This window comes from Streptomyces sp. NPDC050509, from assembly GCF_044457965.1.
Taxonomy (GTDB): domain Bacteria; phylum Actinomycetota; class Actinomycetes; order Streptomycetales; family Streptomycetaceae; genus Streptomyces.
In genome coordinates, this window is sequence record NZ_JBITHL010000006.1 from 295,321 (window position 1) to 314,105 (window position 18,785).

The 18,785-nt window shown below is 69.6% G+C and carries 15 protein-coding genes and 2 tRNA genes; 12 read left to right on the forward strand and 5 right to left on the reverse strand.

Going from position 1 to position 18,785, the window contains the following annotated elements; all coding sequences use genetic code 11:
* Positions 1–115 precede the first annotated feature (115 nt).
* Complete coding sequence (locus tag ACIBJC_RS19460; protein WP_399293804.1) at positions 116–1,597, reverse strand: amino acid permease; 1,482 nt, start codon at positions 1,595–1,597, stop codon at positions 116–118.
* A 198-nt stretch (positions 1,598–1,795) separates the two neighbouring features.
* Here ACIBJC_RS19460 and ACIBJC_RS19465 point away from each other — a divergent pair, with 198 nt between their 5' ends.
* Complete coding sequence (locus ACIBJC_RS19465) at positions 1,796–2,287, forward strand: ribose-5-phosphate isomerase (RefSeq protein ID WP_399293807.1); 492 nt, start codon at positions 1,796–1,798, stop codon at positions 2,285–2,287.
* Positions 2,288–2,367: 80 nt separating this feature from the next.
* Positions 2,368–3,240 carry an Fpg/Nei family DNA glycosylase gene (locus ACIBJC_RS19470; protein ID WP_399293810.1) on the forward strand — a complete coding sequence of 291 codons (873 nt, stop codon included), beginning with the start codon at positions 2,368–2,370 and terminating at the stop codon, positions 3,238–3,240.
* A gap of 7 nt (positions 3,241–3,247) precedes the next feature.
* Here ACIBJC_RS19470 and ACIBJC_RS19475 read toward each other — a convergent pair whose 3' ends face one another.
* The gene (locus ACIBJC_RS19475) at positions 3,248–4,519 is read right to left on the reverse strand and encodes a GNAT family N-acetyltransferase (protein ID WP_399293813.1); all 1,272 of its coding nucleotides are present in this window, start codon (positions 4,517–4,519) and stop codon (positions 3,248–3,250) included.
* A 106-nt stretch (positions 4,520–4,625) separates the two neighbouring features.
* Between ACIBJC_RS19475 and ACIBJC_RS19480 the strand changes: the two genes are divergently transcribed.
* The gene (locus tag ACIBJC_RS19480; protein WP_399293815.1) at positions 4,626–5,813 is read left to right on the forward strand and encodes a PP2C family protein-serine/threonine phosphatase; all 1,188 of its coding nucleotides are present in this window, start codon (positions 4,626–4,628) and stop codon (positions 5,811–5,813) included.
* Between the two features lie 61 nt (positions 5,814–5,874).
* On the opposite strand, the gene ACIBJC_RS19485 is transcribed toward ACIBJC_RS19480, so the two are convergent.
* On the reverse strand, positions 5,875–7,110 hold the full coding sequence (locus tag ACIBJC_RS19485; RefSeq protein WP_399293818.1) for a cation:proton antiporter: 1,236 nt from the start codon (positions 7,108–7,110) through the stop codon (positions 5,875–5,877).
* A 343-nt stretch (positions 7,111–7,453) separates the two neighbouring features.
* On the opposite strand from ACIBJC_RS19485, the gene ACIBJC_RS19490 reads away from it, so the two are divergent.
* Positions 7,454–7,648 carry a hypothetical protein gene (locus ACIBJC_RS19490; RefSeq protein WP_329827089.1) on the forward strand — a complete coding sequence of 65 codons (195 nt, stop codon included), beginning with the start codon at positions 7,454–7,456 and terminating at the stop codon, positions 7,646–7,648.
* Between the two features lie 102 nt (positions 7,649–7,750).
* Here ACIBJC_RS19490 and ACIBJC_RS19495 read toward each other — a convergent pair.
* Positions 7,751–7,824: transfer RNA gene (locus ACIBJC_RS19495), tRNA-Gly, on the reverse strand.
* Between the two features lie 139 nt (positions 7,825–7,963).
* Here ACIBJC_RS19495 and ACIBJC_RS19500 point away from each other — a divergent pair.
* The 6 genes from ACIBJC_RS19500 (at position 7,964) to ACIBJC_RS19525 (ending at position 13,085) form a co-directional block, all read left to right on the forward strand.
* A tRNA-Pro gene (locus ACIBJC_RS19500) sits at positions 7,964–8,040 on the forward strand.
* A gap of 180 nt (positions 8,041–8,220) precedes the next feature.
* Positions 8,221–9,642, forward strand: coding sequence for a trigger factor (gene tig / locus ACIBJC_RS19505; RefSeq protein ID WP_399293821.1), 1,422 nt, complete (start codon positions 8,221–8,223; stop codon positions 9,640–9,642).
* A 389-nt stretch (positions 9,643–10,031) separates the two neighbouring features.
* Positions 10,032–10,637, forward strand: a complete 606-nt coding sequence (locus ACIBJC_RS19510) for an ATP-dependent Clp protease proteolytic subunit (protein ID WP_329827430.1) — start codon at positions 10,032–10,034, stop codon at positions 10,635–10,637.
* Positions 10,638–10,693: 56 nt separating this feature from the next.
* Positions 10,694–11,368 (forward strand): ATP-dependent Clp protease proteolytic subunit, encoded by a 675-nt coding sequence (locus tag ACIBJC_RS19515; RefSeq protein ID WP_384923769.1) that lies wholly within the window; start codon positions 10,694–10,696, stop codon positions 11,366–11,368.
* A gap of 166 nt (positions 11,369–11,534) precedes the next feature.
* On the forward strand, positions 11,535–12,827 hold the full coding sequence (gene clpX, locus ACIBJC_RS19520; protein ID WP_329827093.1) for an ATP-dependent Clp protease ATP-binding subunit ClpX: 1,293 nt from the start codon (positions 11,535–11,537) through the stop codon (positions 12,825–12,827).
* An 87-nt stretch (positions 12,828–12,914) separates the two neighbouring features.
* Complete coding sequence (locus tag ACIBJC_RS19525; RefSeq protein ID WP_399293826.1) at positions 12,915–13,085, forward strand: hypothetical protein; 171 nt, start codon at positions 12,915–12,917, stop codon at positions 13,083–13,085.
* Between the two features lie 212 nt (positions 13,086–13,297).
* On the opposite strand, the gene ACIBJC_RS19530 is transcribed toward ACIBJC_RS19525, so the two are convergent.
* Positions 13,298–14,293, reverse strand: coding sequence for a hypothetical protein (locus ACIBJC_RS19530; protein WP_399293828.1), 996 nt, complete (start codon positions 14,291–14,293; stop codon positions 13,298–13,300).
* A gap of 133 nt (positions 14,294–14,426) precedes the next feature.
* Here ACIBJC_RS19530 and ACIBJC_RS19535 point away from each other — a divergent pair, with 133 nt between their 5' ends.
* Entirely contained in the window at positions 14,427–17,048 is a 2,622-nt protein-coding gene (locus ACIBJC_RS19535) for a valine--tRNA ligase (RefSeq protein ID WP_399293832.1), read from the forward strand.
* Between the two features lie 204 nt (positions 17,049–17,252).
* Entirely contained in the window at positions 17,253–18,785 is a 1,533-nt protein-coding gene (locus ACIBJC_RS19540) for a bifunctional folylpolyglutamate synthase/dihydrofolate synthase (RefSeq protein ID WP_399293835.1), read from the forward strand.

Consider the following 18,785-nt stretch of genomic DNA (forward strand, 5'->3'; position numbering starts at 1 on the left):
CGGCGGGCGCGCCCGGGCGCCCCCCCCCCCCCCCCCGGGCCCGGGGGGGCCCCCCCCCCCCCCCCCCCGGCGCCCCCCCCCCCCCCCACTCATGTCCCCGGCGCCGGACCGGACTTCAGCTCTTGACGGCCGGGCTCTCGGCCGGGGCCGTCTCGTCCGCCGTGTCCTCCCCGCCGAGCCGCCGCTTGCGCACGTCACGCACCAGCGCGATGCCCACCACGAGTGCCGCCACCAGCAGCGACAGCAGCACCTGCTCCCGCGCCGCGTCGTCGGTGAGCATGTAGACCAGCACGAACGAGATCATCGCGATCGTCGCCCAGGTCAGATACGGGAAGAGCCACATCCGTACGACCAGCTTCTCCGGCGTCTCCCGCAGGATGATCCCGCGCATCCGCAACTGGGTGAAACAGATCACCAGCCAGACGAAGAGGGCCACCGCGCCCGACGAGTTCAGCAGGAACGCGAAGACCGTGTCCGGCCACTGGTAGTTGAAGAAGACCGCGACGAAGCCGAAGGCCACGGACGACAGGATCGCCGCCTGCGGCACGCCCCGGGCGGTCACCCGCGCGAACGACGCGGGCGCGTCCCCGCGCCGGCCGAGCGAGAAGGCCATCCGGGACGCCGTGTAGAGGCCGGAGTTCAGACAGGAGAGCACGGCCGTCAGCACGATGACGTTCATGACCTGTCCGGCGTGCGGGATGCCGATCGAGTTCAGCGCCGCGACGTACGAACCGTCCTTGGTGATCGACTTGTCGTTCCAGGGCAGCAGCGTCAGTACGACGAAGATCGAGCCCAGGTAGAAGACGGCGATCCGCCAGATCACGCTGTTGGTGGCCTTGGCGACCGCGCGCTGCGGGTTCGAGGACTCACCGGCGGCCAGCGTGACGATCTCGCTGCCCATGAAGGAGAACACGACCATCAGCACCCCGGTGAGGATCGCGCCGGGCCCCTTGGGGAAGAACCCGCCCGCGTCCGTGAGGTGCCCGAAGCCGGCGCCGGGGTTGTCCGAGCCCGGCAGCAGCCCGAAGACGGCCAGCAGTCCGACGACGACGAACCCGGTGATCGCCACCACCTTGATCCCGGCGAACCAGAATTCGAATTCACCGAACGAGGAGACCGACACCAGGTTCGTCCCGGTCAGCACGAGCATCACGATCAGCGCCCACGCCCACTGTGGAACGGCCGGGATCCAGCCCTCCAGGATCTGGGCGCCCGCCGTCGCCTCGACCGCCAGCACCACCACCCAGAAGAACCAGTACAGCCACCCGATCGAGAAGCCCGCCCAGTGGCCCAGGGCGCGGTCCGCGTAGGCGGAGAAGGAGCCCGAGCTGGGCCGCGCCGCGGCCATCTCGCCGAGCATCCGCATGACGAGCACGACCATCGCGCCGACCAGGGCGTACGAGAGCAAAATGGCCGGTCCCGCGGCGGCGATGCCGGAGGCGGAGCCGACGAACAGACCGGCGCCGATGACGCCGCCGATCGCGATCATGGACAGGTGGCGGTTCTTGAGGCCGGCTTGCAGGCCGTCGGAGGAGTTCGGATTCCCAGGCTCGCTGGGCTTTCCGCCTTCCTTAGTGGGGGACGGCAGGGAGGTCATGCGAGAATCCTTACGTCTGCTTGTCACTCGAATGACGAGTTCCCGCATTCAAGCGTTCACCCGGCCGTCGATGGAAGTGGCAATTCCGTATCTTTACCGGGGAGCCGTGCTCCGTAATGGAGCGTTGATGTGGAACACCGCTACCCATCCGTGACCCGCCCATGCGCGGCTCCGGCCGCGCGTGCCACACTTCGCACCATGCGCGTGTACCTCGGTTCCGACCATGCCGGCTTCGAACTCAAGAACCACCTGGTGGAATGGCTCACCGCCCAGGGCCACGACCCGGTGGACTGCGGCCCCCACGTCTACGACGCCCAGGACGACTACCCGCCGTTCTGCCTGCGCGCCGCGGAGCGCACGGCCGCGGACGGCGACAGCCTCGGCATCGTGATCGGCGGCTCGGGCAACGGCGAGCAGATCGCCGCGAACAAGGTCAAGGGCGTACGGGCCGTCCTCGCCTGGAGCGAGCAGACGGCCGCGCTCGGCCGTGAGCACAACGACGCCAACGTCATCTCCGTCGGCGGCCGGATGCACACCGAAGAAGAGGTGACCAAGTTCATCGAGGTCTTCCTCGCCACCCCGTACTCCGGCGCGGAGCGCCACGCGCGCCGGATCGCGATGCTCACGGAGTACGAGACCACCCACGAACTGCCGCCGATCCCGGCGCACCACCCGCAGCAGGACAGCTAGCGACACCCGTGCCGCCGGGACCGGTCCCGGCGGCACTGTCATGTCCGCGCGCCGCAGTCGCGCCGTCACGAGGAGACACCGTGCCCGAGGGGCATACGATCCACCGCCTGGCCGAGGACCATCTCGCCCGCTTCGGCGGCCGGCCGGTACGGGTCTCCAGCCCGCAGGGCAAGTTCTCCGACAGCGCGGCCCTCCTCGACGGACAGGTGATGGCCGGCGTCGACGCGCACGGCAAACACCTCTTCGTCGGGTTCGGCGGGACGGGCGGGACCGGCGACACCGAGGCGACCGGCTGGGTCCATGTCCACCTCGGCCTCTTCGGCAAACTCGGCTTCGGTACGGCACCGGCCCCGCCGCCCACCGACACCGTCCGCCTGCGGCTGGAGGGCGGCGGCCACTACGCGGATCTGCGCGGCCCCACCACCTGTGCCCTGATCACCGCCCCCGAGAAGCAGGCCGTGCACGACCGGCTGGGCCCCGACCCGCTGCGCGTGCGCGACGACGCAACCGGCGCCGAAGCCGCCGCAACCGGCGCCGACGGCGAGAAGGCGTGGGCCCGGATCTCCCGCTCCCGTACGACCGTCGCCGCCCTGCTCATGGACCAGAAGGTCGTCGCGGGCGTCGGCAACGTCTACCGCGCCGAGGTCCTCTTCCGCCACGGCATCGACCCGTACCGGGCCGGCAAGGACCTCACCCGCCGCGAATGGGACGCGATCTGGGCGGACCTCGTCGCCCTGATGCGCGAGGGCGTACGGCACAACCGCATCGACACCGTCCGCCCCGAGCACACCCCCGAGGCCATGGGCCGTCCGCCGCGCGTCGACGACCACGGCGGCGAGGTCTACGTCTACCGCCGCGCGCGGATGCCCTGCCTGCTCTGCGGCACCGAGATCCGCACCGCGACGCTGGCCGCCCGCAACCTCTTCTGGTGCCCCGGCTGCCAGCGGAGGTAGCTCCTGATCAGAACCCGTGCGGCAGCCACGGCGCGATGTCCGAGCCGAACGCGACCGACGCCGCGTCCAGCGCGCCCGCGCGCTCCTCCCGCACCCGCCCCGCGCGCGCCAGCGCGGCCAGCGACGTACCGCCCAGATAGACGGCGCTCAGCTCGTTCACCGACATCACCAGATCGGGCGCGTCGGCGGTCCGCGCGCAGGACGCGCCCTTCGTGTCACCGCTGAGCCGCCAGCGCCCCTCGTTCCAGGGGCAGAAGGTGTCCGTCACCTCCAGCACCACATCCACCGGCGTCCGGTACGTACGCGCCTCCAGCGCCGGAGCCACCTCCACCGGCCGCAGATACAGGTCGTCGCGCACCCGCAGCTCGCACCGCCGGGGGTCGGAGACCAGATACCGGAACGGGTCGTCCACCGGCCGGCTGCGCACCCGTATCGCCGACGTCAGATCGATCCCGGCGAGGAAGCGCCACAGCGTGGCGTACGCCACAGGGTCGGCCGCGTGCAGATCCGCCAGCTCGACGATGCCCTTCGGGCCCGCCATGTCCCACTCCGGACGGTTGTGGAAGAGCGTGAACCCCACCACCTCGCCGTCCCGCTCCGCCACCACGCACTGGAGCGCGGAGCGCCCGTCCCGCGACACCCCCGTACCGACCACGGGCAGCCGCTCCCAGCCGGGCCTGCGGGCCGGCATCCCGGGACGCTTCGCGACATCCGCCGCGTACAGCGCCTCGCACGCCTCCCGTACGGCCGGGTCATCCGCCTTCACCCGACGCAGACGTAGCTCGTCCCCGGTCTCGTCGCCGGTCCCGGTTCCGGTCCCGTTCCCGGTCCCGGGTATGCGGATCCGGACCCGGGACGTGTCGATCTCCGCCGAGAGCGCGTGGCTCGCGACGCCGTAGCCGTACCGACCGTAGATCGCCGGCTCCGACGCCGTCAGCACGGCGAGCGGTTCGCCCCAGGACCTGACGTCGTCGAGCTGCCGCCGCATCATCGACGTGAGCACCCCGCGCCGCCGGTGCGTCGCCGCCACGCTCACCATCGTCACGCCCGCCGTGGGCACCTGCGCGCCGCCGGGCACCGAGAGCCGGAAGCTGTACGCCCCGGTCGTCCCCACGCACTCGTCCCCGTCCCAGACCCCGATCGAACGGTCGATCTCGGTCAGGTCGCGCAGGAGGTCGGTGTCCCCCACGTTCCCCTCGACCCCCCCGAAGGCCAGCTCCAACGCCTCGTGCCAGGAGTCGTATTCGGACCGGCGCAGCACCCTCAGATCCAGTGTCATATGCCATCAGTACCAGCCGTACGGTGGCGAGGCGACCCGATTTCGAACACAATGTCACGGGGGTCCCCCTGCACGGCGGCCGGGCGGCTCGGTAGGGTCCACCACAATGGCCGGTGTCGCAAGAGCGGATGCGTACGCGGCCCGGATGCGCAGGACGCTGCACCGGGTCCGGATCAGTGTGCGCAAATCCGGGGTCGACTATTTCCGGGGCGACGGCTCCGACTGGATCGCCCTCGTCGGGCTCCTGCTGACCGTGCCGGCCATCGCCCTCACCACGATGGCGATACCCGTCTGGTGCGCGCCCGCCGCGCTCGTCCTGCCGATCGTGGCGGGCGGCCTGCTGCTGCGCCCCGCGAGCCTGCTCAGCCTGTACGCGGCAGCCGCCGCCGCGCTGATCGTCGAGTCGATGGTCCTCGGCCCGTACCCGGACGGACCGGCCACGGTCACCCCCGGCACGGTCCTGGTGGTGGCGGCCTGCGGGCTCTTCGGACTGCTGATCGCCCAGTTCAGGGCGCGGGTCGGGGTGCCCTGGCGGCGCGGCGGGACCATGCTCTTCGACCTGCGCGAACGCATCCGCGTCCAGAGCGCGCTGCCCTGGCTGCCGACGGGGTGGCACCACGAGATGGCGCTCCGCCCGGCGGGCGGCCAGTCCTTCTCCGGCGACTTCGTGGTGGCCGCCCGTACCAACGGCGGACGCACCCTGGAGGTCGTCCTCACGGACGTCTCCGGCAAGGGCATGGACGCGGGCTCGCGCGCCCTGCTGCTGTCGGGCGCCTTCGGCGGCCTTCTCGGCTCGCTCCCGCCGGGCGCCTTCCTCCCCGCCGCCAACGGCTACCTGCTCCGCCAGGACTGGGACGAGGGCTTCGCGACCTCGATCCATCTCGTCCTCGATCTCGAATCCGGCGACTACGAACTGCTCTCGGCGGGCCATCTCCCCGCGCTCCAGCTCCACGCGGGCAGCGGGCGCTGGGAGGAGAAGTCGGGCGAGGGCCCGCTGCTCGGTGTGTACGACGGGGCCCAGTTCGACCCGGCCAAGGGCTCCCTGCGCCCCGGTGACGTCCTGATGCTCTTCACGGACGGCCTGGTGGAGGCGCCGGGACGCGATCTGGGCGAAGGCATGGACCGGCTCACCGGCGAGGCCGACCGCTATGTCGCCCCGGGCTTCGAGGGCGCGGCCTGGCATCTCATCGAGGCGGTGGCGAAGGACGTGAACGACGACCGCGCACTGCTCCTGATCTGCCGAGAGGCCGGACAGGCTCCGTCGAGCCCGCCCGGCCTCCAGGGCCTGTCCTGACGCGGTGTGGACATTCGGGTAGGGATATCCGGTCATGCGCTAATGGCGTGGGCATCGTCGATCAGCTCGTCACGGTCGCCTCCGCGCCTCTGTCGTCCCGCGCGGGGGACGGGTCACCGGCCTCCGGAGTCTTCCCGGGTCCGTCACCGCCCCCTTCGCCACGTCCGCCCGGCAGGATCCGGGCGAGCCAGTGCGAGCGCCCCGCGGCCAGCGGGCCGAGGACGGCGAGGAGCAGGACGTACCCCGCGATGAAGGGCGCGAGCCGGCTGTCGAGGCCCGCTCCCGCCGCCATCGTGGCGAGGATCAGCGCGAACTCACCGCGGGCGAGCAGGGTCGTGGAGATGTTGGCGGCCGGTCCCGCGCCGAAGCCGAAGATCTTCGCGGCGGTCACCCCCGCGGCGACGTTCATCACCAGTGTCACGACGACGGCGGCGAGGACGGGCCACAGGACGGTCGGCAGATCACCGGGGTTGATCGACAGACCGAAGGCGAAGAAGAAGATCGCGCCGAACGCGTCCCTCAACGGGTGGACGAGTTGGCGGATCCGGTCGCCCGACGTGGTGGCGCCCAGCATCAGACCGACCATGAAGGCGCCGATGGCGTCCGCGACCCCGAACCACTCGGAGACACCGGCCACCAGGACCGCCGCACCGAGGAAGGAGATGACGAGCAGTTCGTCGTCCTTGGTGCCCACGAGCCGGCCGACGACCTTCGTCCCGAACCGGGCGGCCAGGGCGAGCAGCAGCAGGAAGCCGAACGCCTTCCCGCCGTCCATGATCGCCGCCCCGGCGCTGTCAGCGCCCGAGAGGATCGGCTGGAGTGCGGCGAGGTAGAGGGCGAGGAAGATGTCCTCGACCACGATGATGCCGAGGATGGGCTTCGTCTCGGGGTTGCCGATACGTCCCATGTCGACCAGGACCTTGGTGACGATGGCGGACGACGAGATCCCGAGCACACCGGCGAGGACCAGCGCCTCGGACGTGCCCCAGCCCAGCGCGAAGCCGAAGCCGAGCCCGGCGCCCACGTTCAGCAGGAGATAGGCGCCGCCCGCGAGGGCCATCTTCCGGCCACCCGCCTTGAGGTCGTCGAGGTGGAATTCCAGACCGAGGTAGAAGAGAAGCAGGACAAGACCGAGGGCGGAGAGCATCTCCAGCTCGTGCGGGTCCTTGACCAGCACGATGCCGGGCGTGTGCGGGCCGAGAAGGATTCCGGCCAGGATGAACAGGGGGATCGTGGGCAGACCGATGCGGCCGCCCAGCCGGGCGAGAACGGCGGCGGCCAGGAAGGCGCCGCCCATGGCTATGAGGGTCTCTGCGTGTCCGATGGGATCGCTCCTCCGTCGGTCAAGGGTGCGTCAAGGAATCGTCAGTAATTAGTTTACCAAACGATTTACCGAGTAACGGGAGGCGCCCGCCTGCGCGGGGACGGCGGGAACCTCTCCGCCGGACGGTTCGGCGCGCGACGAAACCGTCAACAACCGGGATCTATCGACCTATTGGCCGGAAGTGATGGAGCGCCGAATCCACACCCGCGAGAAGGTTGATGGCACGATGGTCCGAGCAGGATGTACGGGGTACGTGGTGTCGTACGCGACCCCGTAGGGGCTGGGCTAGGCGGACCGACCGAGGGTGTGATCAGTTGTGGCCATCTCACTGTCTGTGGTGCTTCTGTTGGCGATCATCCTTGTGGTGTTCATCCGCGGCGGCTCGATCAAGGCGGGTCCGGCGATCGTCGCGATCCTCTTCGGCTTCTTCCTCGCGTCCACCAACATGGCGCCGTCGGTCAACCGGTTCCTCAACTCGATAGCCGACACGATCAATCAGATCAGTTTCTGACCGGGGCGGCTTTCCGTCGGGTGGCGCCTCTCCGGCCGTACGGGCCCGGAAACGCCGCCGGCCCGACCGGTGACGTATCGCACCTGATCGGGCCGGGGTCTGTGGAGCGGGCGACGGGAATCGAACCCGCGTAGCTAGTTTGGAAGACTAGGGCTCTACCATTGAGCTACGCCCGCACAGCGCGCGCCGCAGGTCGGACGACCCGGGCACGGACAACATCGTAGCGGGTCCCGGGCGTTCGCCGCACACCCGTAAAGCGCCGGTCAAGGATGACGGCGGAGCCCCCGCGGGGATGTACCCTACGTGTCGCACCGACGGGGTGTGGCGCAGCTTGGTAGCGCGTCCGCTTTGGGAGCGGAAGGTCGTCGGTTCGAATCCGGCCACCCCGACCATCGTTCAAGATCGCGTCGCACGGTCACATTGTGGGGCTGTTCCCGCTTGCGGTTACTATGCAAGCTGCGTGCCCGTGTGTCTGCAGAGTCTCTGAAGAACCGGGCCGAATCCGCTGGGCCGCGCCGCACGTGCGGCGGACCCGGCAGAACCCCAGAATCAGCCACCAAGGAGACCGAACCGTGAAGAGCGCCGTGGAGACCCTGAACCCGACTCGGGTTCGGCTCACTGTCGAGGTGCCCTTCGAGGAGCTCAAGGACAGCCTCGACGCGGCGTACAAGAAGATCAACCAGCAGGTCACGGTGAAGGGCTTCCGCAAGGGCAAGATCCCGGCCCGGATCATCGACCAGCGGTTCGGGCGTGGTGCTGTGCTGGAGGAGGCCGTCAACGACGCCCTCCCGAAGTTCTACACCGACGCGGTCAACGAGGGTGAGCTCAACGTCCTCGGTCAGCCCGATGTCGACATCACGGAGCTGAAGGACGGCGAACTGCTCTCCTTCACCGCCGAGGTGGACATCCGCCCGGTCATCGAGATCCCGGACTACTCCGGTATCGCGGTCACGGTCGACGCCGTCGAGGTCAGCGACGAGGACATCGAGAAGTCGGTCGAGCAGCTCCGCGACCGCTTCGCTTCCACCAACCCGGTCGAGCGCGCCGCCGTCGAGGGTGACGTCGTGACGATCGACCTGGAGGCCAAGGTCGACGGCGAGATCCTGCCCGACGGAGTGGCGAGCGGTGTGCAGTACACCATCGGCTCCGGAGAGCTCCTCGACGGCATCGACGAGGCCGTGACCGGCCTGGAGGCCGGTGGCGAGGCCACCTTCACCTCCGAGCTGAAGGGCGGCACCGCCGAGGGCCAGGCCGCCGAGGTCTCCGTCAAGGTGACCCAGGTCGCCGCCCGTGAGCTCCCCGAGCTGGACGACGAGTTCGCGCAGATGGCGAGCGAGTTCGACACCCTTGAGGAGCTGAAGGCGGACAGCCGCAAGCGCCTGGAGAGCACCAAGCAGTACGACCAGGCCACCCAGGCCCAGGAGCGCGTCCTCGACGAGCTGCTGAAGCTCGCCGAGGTGCCGATCCCGGAGAAGCTGCTCGCGGAGGAGATCAACACCCGCAAGCACAACCTGGAGCACCACCAGCTCGGCCAGATGGGCCTCGACCTCGCGAAGTACCTGGAGATCCAGGGCAAGACCGAGGAGGAGTTCGACGCCGAGACCAAGGAGCAGGCGGTCAAGGGCATCAAGACCCAGTTCATCCTCGACGAGCTGGTCAACAAGGAGAAGCTGAACGTCAACCAGGAGGAGCTCACCGAGCACCTCATGCGGCGCGCGCAGTCCTCCGGCATGTCCCCCGACCAGTTCGCCCAGGCGGTCGTCGAAGGCGGCCAGGTGCCGATGCTCGTCGGCGAGGTCGCCCGCGGCAAGGCGCTCGCGGTGGTCGTCGAGGCCGCCACGGTCACCGACACCAACGGCAACCCGGTCGACCTGGAGGACGAGGAGGAGGCGGCCGAGGCCGTCACCGCCGAGGCCGCCGAGTCGGACGAGGCCCCCGTCGACGCCGCCCCCGCCGCGGACGCCGACGAGAAGGCCGACAAGGCCGGCGCCTGAGCGGTCACGCTCTGACCGACGGAACCGACGGAACGGGCCCCGGACGCGACACGCGCCCGGGGCCCGTCCTGTCCGCCCCCGCCGCCGGGCGTCCCACTCCCGTACAGGCCGCTCCCCGGCCGTCCACGCCCTCGTGGGCCCCCGCACACCCCGGGGCGGCGCACAGGGGCCATGGGGGCGCCCAGGCCCGTACAGGGCCCTGTGGTGGCCGCTCGGAACCTCAACTACCTTGCGCTCCCAGCGAACAGCAACGGAAGCGGGATGGCCCTCGCCGACCAGCGCGTTAGGGTCCATGAATACGAGGGCAGGGGAGTCTCCCGTCCCCGGTACGAAGACGCTGAGACGGCCGCAGCCGTCAGAGACGAGCAGGTGTATACGTGACGAATCTGATGCCTTACGCCGCCGGTGAGCCGTCCCTCGGTGGTGGCCTCGGCGACCAGGTCTACAGCCGGCTGCTCGGAGAGCGGATCATCTTCCTCGGCCAGCAGGTCGACGACGACATCGCGAACAAGATCACGGCCCAGATGCTGCTCCTTGCCGCCGAACCCGACAAGGACATCTTCCTTTACATCAACAGCCCCGGTGGCTCCGTGACGGCCGGCATGGCCGTGTACGACACGATGCAGTACATCCCCAACGACGTGGTCACCATCGGTATGGGCATGGCCGCCTCCATGGGGCAGTTCCTGCTCACCGGCGGCACCGCGGGCAAGCGCTTCGCGCTCCCCAACACCGACATCCTGATGCACCAGGGCTCCGCCGGCATCGGCGGCACCGCCTCGGACATCAAGATCCAGGCGGAGTACCTGCTCCGTACGAAGAAGCGGATGGCCGAGATCACCGCCTTCCACTCCGGTCAGACCGAAGAGACGATCATCCGCGACGGCGACCGCGACCGCTGGTTCACCGTCCAGGAGGCCAAGGACTACGGCCTGATCGACGAGATCATCACCGCGGCCTCGGGCGTTCCGGGCGGCGGCGGCACCGGGGCCTGAGGCGACGCGCCTTGACGCCCCTCCCGACCCCGGCCCAGCCCACCGAACGCCACAGGATGGTGAACACCCACATGAACAACTTCCCCGCGAGCGGCCTCTACAACGGCCCGCAGGTGGACAACCGCTACGTCGTCCCGCGCTTCGTGGAGCGCACCTCGCAGGGCGTGCGCGAGTACGACCCGTACGCGAAGCTCTTCGAGGAGCGCGTCATCTTCCTCGGCGTGCAGATCGACGACGCCTCCGCCAACGACGTCATGGCGCAGCTCCTGTGCCTGGAGTCGATGGACCCGGACCGTGACATCTCGATCTACATCAACAGCCCCGGTGGCTCGATGACGGCCCTGACGGCCATCTACGACACGATGCAGTTCGTGAAGCCGGACATCCAGACGGTCTGCATGGGCCAGGCCGCCTCGGCCGCCGCCGTGCTGCTCGCCGCCGGCACCCCGGGCAAGCGCCTCGCCCTGCCGAACGCGCGCGTGCTGATCCACCAGCCGTCGAGCCAGACCGGCCGGGAGCAGCTCTCCGACCTGGAGATCGCCGCCAACGAGATCCTCCGGATGCGCGCCCAGCTCGAAGACATGCTGGCCAAGCACTCGACGACGCCGATCGAGAAGGTCCGCGACGACATCGAGCGCGACAAGATCCTGACGGCCGACGACGCGCTCGCGTACGGTCTGGTCGACCAGATCGTGTCGACCCGCAAGACCACGGCCGCAGCGGCCGCCTGACACACCCGGCGCCCTTGGCGCGGTCATATGGAGCGCGGGAGAACTCCCGCGACCATGTGAACCACGCCAAGGGGGGCCCGAACCGGGGCCCGGGCAAGGTACCGTCGGATATGAGGCACAGGAGCCGCTGAACCAAGCTGCTCCCAGGCGAAGGGGAAGCAACCTCGTGGCACGCATCGGTGATGGTGGCGACCTGCTCAAGTGCTCGTTCTGCGGGAAGAGCCAGAAGCAGGTGAAGAAGCTCATCGCAGGTCCCGGTGTGTACATCTGCGACGAGTGCATCGACCTCTGCAACGAGATCATCGAGGAAGAGCTCGCGGAGACCTCCGAGGTCCGCTGGGAGGAACTGCCCAAGCCACGCGAGATCTACGAGTTCCTCGAGGGGTACGTCGTCGGGCAGGAGCCCGCGAAGAAGGCCCTCTCGGTGGCGGTCTACAACCACTACAAGCGGGTCCAGGCCGGCGAGAACGGCGGCGGGTCGGGCCGCGACGACGCGATCGAGCTGGCGAAGTCCAACATTCTGCTGCTGGGCCCGACGGGCTCCGGCAAGACGCTCCTCGCGCAGACGCTGGCCCGCATGCTGAACGTCCCGTTCGCCATCGCCGACGCTACGGCGCTGACGGAGGCCGGCTATGTCGGCGAGGACGTCGAGAACATCCTGCTCAAGCTGATCCAGGCGGCGGACTACGACGTCAAGAAGGCCGAGACCGGGATCATCTACATCGACGAGATCGACAAGGTCGCCCGCAAGAGCGAGAACCCGTCGATCACCCGCGATGTCTCCGGCGAGGGCGTCCAGCAGGCCCTGCTGAAGATCCTGGAGGGCACGACCGCCTCCGTCCCGCCGCAGGGCGGCCGGAAACACCCGCACCAGGAATTCATCCAGATCGACACGACGAACGTGCTCTTCATCGTGGGCGGCGCCTTCGCCGGCCTGGAGAAGATCATCGAGTCGCGCGCGGGCGCCAAGGGCATCGGCTTCGGCGCGACGATCCGTTCGAAGCGCGAGATCGAGGAGAGCGACCAGTTCCAGGAGGTCATGCCGGAGGACCTGGTGAAGTTCGGGATGATCCCGGAGTTCATCGGCCGCCTCCCGGTCCTCACCTCGGTCCACAACCTGGACCGCGCCGCCCTCCTCCAGATCCTGGTCGAGCCGCGCAACGCGCTGATCAAGCAGTACCAGCGGCTCTTCGAACTCGACGGCGTGGAGCTGGACTTCGACCGCCCGGCCCTGGAGGCCATCGCCGACCAGGCGATCCTGCGCGGCACCGGCGCGCGCGGGCTGCGCGCCATCCTGGAGGAGGTCCTCCAGTCGGTGATGTACGAGGTCCCGTCCCGCAAGGACGTGGCCCGCGTGGTGATCACGGAGGACGTGGTCCACTCCCACGTCAACCCGACGCTGGTCCCGCGCGAGCCGAGGATCGTGAAGAACGACGGGCGCCACGAGAAGTCCGCGTAGCGGTCGTACAGCGGCGGAACGAAGGGAGCGCCCGGCCAGTCCTGACTGGCCGGGCGCTCCCTTGCCATGTAAGGAGGAGAACTCGACATGAAGCTCGGCACCATGGCCGACCTGACCGGTGACATCTCGCCACAGAAGCGCGCCCGGATCGATGAGATCAAGCGTGAGATGGCCGATGCGGAGCGAGGCCATGAACTCGCTGCCCTACGCAAGACTGAGGGCATGACGCAGGTCCAGGTCGCTCGGCGAATGGTTTGACACAGGGCCGAATCAGTCAGATCGAGCGTGGAGGCGTGCGCCTGGACACATCGACGCTGTCGGCCTATCTCCAGGCGATCGGCGGCGAGCTGACCATACTGGCCACGGTCGGGAACGTCTCGGTACGGCTCTGAGGTCCATGCGCGCGAGGTGGGGCGCCCGGCCGGATCTCCCGGCCGGGCTCCCGCCTTCTCCCTGGGGCTTCCGCCCGGTCACTTGATCTCGGTGCGGACCTCGTTGCGCAGCTTGGCCGCCTGGGCGGCGGCGTCCTCCAGGGACATGCTCCTGCCGGTGAGGACACCGGCGGCGTCGCTGTAGACGACGTACGTGACGGTGCTGTGGTCACCCCAGACGCAGACCGGCGCGCTGACGCTGGTGGGGCCGCCCGTCGTGGCGGCCGAGCCCAGGCCGACCTTCATCTCCTGGCATTTCATGATGCCGTTCTCGAACCCGGCGGGCGTGAACTCCTGTGGCTCGCCGACGAGTTCGACCTTCCCCGTGCCGCTGCTGCCGGAGCTCTTCGACTTCTCCGTCGACTTGGCGAACATCTTGTCGACGACCGCCGCCGGGTCGTCGATGGCGCCGTAGACCCCGCTGAACTGGAGCTGCTTGACCGAGGCGGTGCCCTTCCCGGCCACGTACTCACCGGTGACGTTCTTGGGGTCGGTGATGCCCCACGCCTCGGCTTCCTTCACGTCGCTGTCGGTGAAGTCGGTGCTGCCCGAGGAGTCCTCCTTCTTCTCGAACTCGCCGCCCAGCACCGTCGCCGGTGTCGTCAGCTCGTACTTCTTGCCGTCGTCCGCGACCGAGCCGCCGCCCCCGCCGCCGCCCGACGTGAAGAAGTACACCCCGCCGGCTATCACCGCGAGCGCCACCACGGACACCCCGATGATCATCCCGGTCTTCTTCTTCGGGGCACCCGGCGGAGGCGGGTAGGCGCCACCGCCGTACGGGGGCTGCTGCCCGTAGGGCGGTGTGGGCTGCTGGCCGTACGGGCCCGGCTGGGGCTGCTGGCCGTAGGGGCCCTGCTGCGGGTAGCCGTACCCGGGGGGCTGCTGCGGCGGGACGCCCTGCGGGGGCCCCGGCGGGTAACCGTAGCCGGGCTGCGGCGGTCCCTGCGGCGGCTGCTGGCCGTACGGGCCCGGCTGACCGTACGGTCCGGGCTGCTGCGGCTGCCCGCCGTACGGGCCCGGCTGGTTGTAGCTCATGTGCGCTGTCCCTCGATTCTTATGTTTTCCGAACATCCTGACGGGGGATCCGCGGCGGCGGGGCATCGGGGGTGGCACTGTTACGGAACATCTCGTTTCTGCACAGGGCTGTGACACCTCTAAACTGAGCCTCGTGACCGAGAATCCACAGCAGCAGCCAGCCAGCAACCCCGAACTGCCGACCCAGTACGTGCCGGCCGAGGTAGAGGGGAAGCTGTACGAGCGCTGGGTGGACCGCGGTTACTTCGAAGCGGACGCGAAGAGCGAGAAGCCCCCCTTCACCGTCGTCATCCCCCCGCCGAACGTCACCGGCAGTCTGCACCTGGGCCACGCCTTCGAGCACACGCTCATCGACGCCGTCACGCGCCGCAAGCGCATGCAGGGGTACGAGACGCTGTGGCAGCCCGGCATGGACCACGCGGGCATCGCCACGCAGAACGTCGTCGAGCGCGAACTGGCCAAGGACGGCAAGTCCCGGCACGACCTGGGGCGCGAGGCGTTCGTCGAGCGCGTCTGGCAGTGGAAGGCCGAGTCCGGCGGGCAGATCTCCGGCCAGATGCGCCGTCTCGGCGACGGTGTCGACTGGTCCCGTGAGCGCTTCACCATGGACGAAGGGCTCTCCCAGGCCGTCCAGACCATCTTCAAGAAGCTCTACGACGACGAGCTGATCTACCGCGCCGAGCGCATCATCAACTGGTGCCCGCGCTGTCTGACCGCGATCTCCGACATCGAGGTCGAGTACCAGGACGACGAAGGCGAACTGGTCTCGCTCAAGTACGGGGACGGGGACGACTCCGTCGTCGTCGCGACGACCCGCGCCGAGACGATGCTCGGCGACACGGCCGTCGCCGTCCACCCGGACGACGCGCGGTACGCGCACCTCGTCGGCCGGCGGATCAGCCTGCCGCTCACCGACCGTACGATCCCGGTCGTCGCTGACGAGCACGTCGACCCGGAGTTCGGCACGGGCGCCGTCAAGGTGACCCCGGCGCACGACCCGAACGACTTCGAGATCGGCCGCCGCCACGACCTGCCCAACATCACGGTCATGGACGAGCGCGCCGTCATCACCGTCCCCGGACCCTTCGAGGGCCTGGACCGGATGGAGGCGCGCAGCGCCATCGTCGCCGCGCTGCGGGCCGAGGGCCGGATCGTCGCCGAGAAGCGCCCGTACACCCACTCCGTCGGGCACTGCTCGCGCTGCAAGACGACCGTCGAGCCCCGGCTGTCCATGCAGTGGTGGGTCAAGGTCGGTCCGCTGGCGCAGGCCGCCGGTGACGCCGTCCGCGACGGGAAGGTCGCGATCCACCCGAAGGAGATGGAGCCGCGCTACTTCGCGTGGGTCGACAACCTCCGTGACTGGTGCATCTCGCGCCAGCTCTGGTGGGGCCACCGGATCCCCGTCTGGTACGGGCCGAACGGCGAGACGATCTGTGTCGGTCCCGACGACGAGGCGCCGACCGGCGAGGGCTGGACGCAGGACACCGACGTCCTGGACACGTGGTTCTCTTCCGGGCTGTGGCCGTTCTCCACGCTGGGCTGGCCCGAACAGACCGAGAGCCTGGAGAAGTTCTATCCGAACTCGGTTCTGATCACCGGGTACGACATCCTGTTCTTCTGGGTCGCCCGGATGATGATGTTCGGCCTGTACGCGATGGACGGCACCCCGCCGTTCCACACCATCGCGCTGCACGGCATGGTCCGTGACCAGTTCGGCAAGAAGATGTCGAAGTCCTTCGGGAACGCGGTCAATCCGCTGGACTGGATGGACAAGTACGGTTCCGACGCGGTCCGTTTCACGCTCGCGCGCGGCGCCAACCCGGGCGTCGACGTCCCGATCGGCGAGGACTGGGTCCAGGGCTCCCGCAACTTCGCCAACAAGGTCTGGAACGCGACCCGCTTCGCGATGATGAACGGCGCGACCGTCGAGGGCCCGCTGCCCGACGCGGCCGACATGTCCGCCACCGACCGGTGGATCCTCTCGCGGCTCGGCGCCGTGGTCGCCGAGGTCGACGCGTACTACGAGGACTACCAGTTCGCGAAGCTCTCCGACTCCCTCTTCCACTTCGCGTGGGACGAGGTCTTCGACTGGTACGTCGAGCTGTCCAAGACGTCCTTCTTCGAGGGCGGCGAGCCCGCGAAGGTCTCCGGACGCGTCCTCGGCGAGGTCCTGGACACCACCCTGCGTCTCCTGCACCCGATCGTCCCCTTCGTCACCGAGACGCTGTGGACCACGCTCACCGGCAAGGAGTCCGTCGTCGTCGCCGAGTGGCCGGCCGACAGCGGGTTCCGCGACGCGGCGGCCGAGCGTGAGATCGAGCACCTCCAGCAGGTGATCACCGAGGTCCGCAGGTTCCGCGCCGACCAGGGCCTCCAGCCCGGCCAGAAGGTCCCGGCCCGGCTCGACCTGTCGGGCACCTCGCTCGCCGCGCACGAGGCGGCCATCCGCCAGCTCCTGCGGCTCCAGCCGGAGGGCGAGGGCTTCCACGCCACCGCGACCCTGCCGGTCGCCGGGGCCACCGTCGCGCTGGACCTGTCCGGCACGATCGACGTCGAGGCGGAGCGCAAGCGCCTGACGAAGGACCTCGGCGCGGCGGAGAAGGAGAAGGCGCAGGCGATCGCGAAGCTCGGCAACGAGGCGTTCCTCGCCAAGGCGCCGGACAACGTGGTCGACAAGATCCGCGGCCGGCTCGCCAAGGCGGAGGCGGACATCGAGCGCCTCACCGCGCAGGTGGCCGGACTGCCGCAGGGCTGACGCCCTCGCTCGTACGTTCCCCGCAACAGCCCATGGATCCCCCTGACCGGCACCGGTCAGGGGGATCCGCGCTTTCCAGAAGGCGTGCGGAGGGCGTGCGGGAGGCGTGCGGGAGGCGTGCGGAGGGGGTGCGGAGGAACATCCGCGCCGTCGGGGGAGGGGCGCGCCGGAGCCGGTGTCGGTGGTCCTCCGTAGACTGGTCCCGTGAGCGAGCACCGTCCTTCCGACCAGCCCGGCGAGCACAGCGATTTCGACGACTTCGATGAATTCGACGAGATCACCGCAGCCGCGACCGACCGAGACCCCGACCTCGCGGTGATCGAGGCCGGCAGCCGTACGCTGCGCGCCCGGGCCGGGCAGACGCAGGACGACGGCGTGCCGGCCCGCCCCGAGGATCCCGAGGTGGACAAGGCCCTGCGCGCCGTCGAGCAGGAGCTCGCGGGACGCTGGGGCGAGACCAAGCTCGACCCGTCCCGCGTCAGGATCGAGGCGCTGCTGAACGTGCTGGGCGACCCCCAGCGCGCCTACCCGACGATCCACATCACCGGCACCAACGGCAAGACGTCCACGGCCCGGATGATCGAGGCCCTGCTCGGCGCGTTCGACCTGCGCACCGGCCGCTACACCAGCCCGCACATCCAGTCGATCACCGAGCGGATCAGTCTGGACGGGGCCCCGATCTCCGCCGAGCGGTTCATCGAGACGTACGAGGACATCAAGGCGTACGTCGAGATGGTCGACGGCATGCAGGAGCACCGGCTCTCGTTCTTCGAGGTGCTGACGGCCATGGCGTACGCGGCCTTCGCGGACGCCCCGGTGGACGTCGGCGTCGTCGAGGTCGGCATGGGCGGCACCTGGGACGCGACCAATGTCATCGACGCGTCGGTCGCCGTCGTCACCCCCATCGACCTGGACCACACGGACCGGCTCGGTTCCACGCCCGGCGAGATCGCCGCGGAGAAGGCCGGGATCATCAAGGACGGCGCGACGGTCGTCCTGGCGCAGCAGCCGGTGGACGCGGCCCAGGTGATGCTGAAGAAGGCCGTCGACGTCGACGCGACGGTGGCCCGCTCGGGCATGGAGTTCGGCGTGGTCGCCCGCGAGATCGCGGTCGGCGGCCAGTTGCTGACGCTGCGCGGCCTCGGCGGGGAGTACGAGCAGGTCTTCCTCCCGCTGCACGGGGCGCACCAGGCGCACAACGCGGCGGTGGCGCTGGCGGCCGTGGAGGCGTTCTTCGGCATCGGCGCCCAGCACGCGCGGCAGCTCGACATGGACACGGTCCGCAAGGCGTTCGCCTCGGTGACCTCGCCGGGCCGGCTCGAAGTCGTACGGCGCTCGCCGACGGTGGTGCTGGACGCGGCGCACAACCCGGCGGGCGCGCGCGCCGCCGCCGAGGGCGTCACCGAGTCGTTCGGCTTCAGCCGGCTGATCGGGGTCGTGGGGTCGAGCGACGGCAAGGATGTCCGCGGGGTCCTGGAGGCGCTGGAGCCGATCTGTACGGAGATCGTGGTCACGCGGAATTCCAGCCATCGCGCGATGGACGTGGACGAGCTGGCCGGCGTCGCCGTCGAGGTCTTCGGTGACGACCGCGTCCAGGTCGAGCCACGGCTCGACGACGCGCTGGAGGCGGCGATCACGCTCGCGGAGGAGGAGTCCGAGTTCTCCGGTGCCGGGGTGCTGGTGACCGGATCCGTGATCACGGTCGGCGAGGCCCGGCTGCTGCTGAAGAGGGGCTGA

Coding starts and splice junctions, on each gene's coding strand:
- ACIBJC_RS19460 (WP_399293804.1), bottom strand. CDS start 1,597: ATGACCTCCCTGCCGTCCCCCACTAAGGAAGGCGGAAAGCCCAGCGAG.
- ACIBJC_RS19480 (WP_399293815.1), top strand. CDS start 4,626: ATGGCCGGTGTCGCAAGAGCGGATGCGTACGCGGCCCGGATGCGCAGG.
- ACIBJC_RS19475 (WP_399293813.1), bottom strand. CDS start 4,519: ATGACACTGGATCTGAGGGTGCTGCGCCGGTCCGAATACGACTCCTGG.
- ACIBJC_RS19525 (WP_399293826.1), top strand. CDS start 12,915: ATGAAGCTCGGCACCATGGCCGACCTGACCGGTGACATCTCGCCACAG.
- ACIBJC_RS19485 (WP_399293818.1), bottom strand. CDS start 7,110: ATGGGCGGCGCCTTCCTGGCCGCCGCCGTTCTCGCCCGGCTGGGCGGC.
- ACIBJC_RS19510 (WP_329827430.1), top strand. CDS start 10,032: ATGCCTTACGCCGCCGGTGAGCCGTCCCTCGGTGGTGGCCTCGGCGAC.
- ACIBJC_RS19515 (WP_384923769.1), top strand. CDS start 10,694: ATGGTGAACACCCACATGAACAACTTCCCCGCGAGCGGCCTCTACAAC.
- ACIBJC_RS19530 (WP_399293828.1), bottom strand. CDS start 14,293: ATGAGCTACAACCAGCCGGGCCCGTACGGCGGGCAGCCGCAGCAGCCC.
- ACIBJC_RS19465 (WP_399293807.1), top strand. CDS start 1,796: ATGCGCGTGTACCTCGGTTCCGACCATGCCGGCTTCGAACTCAAGAAC.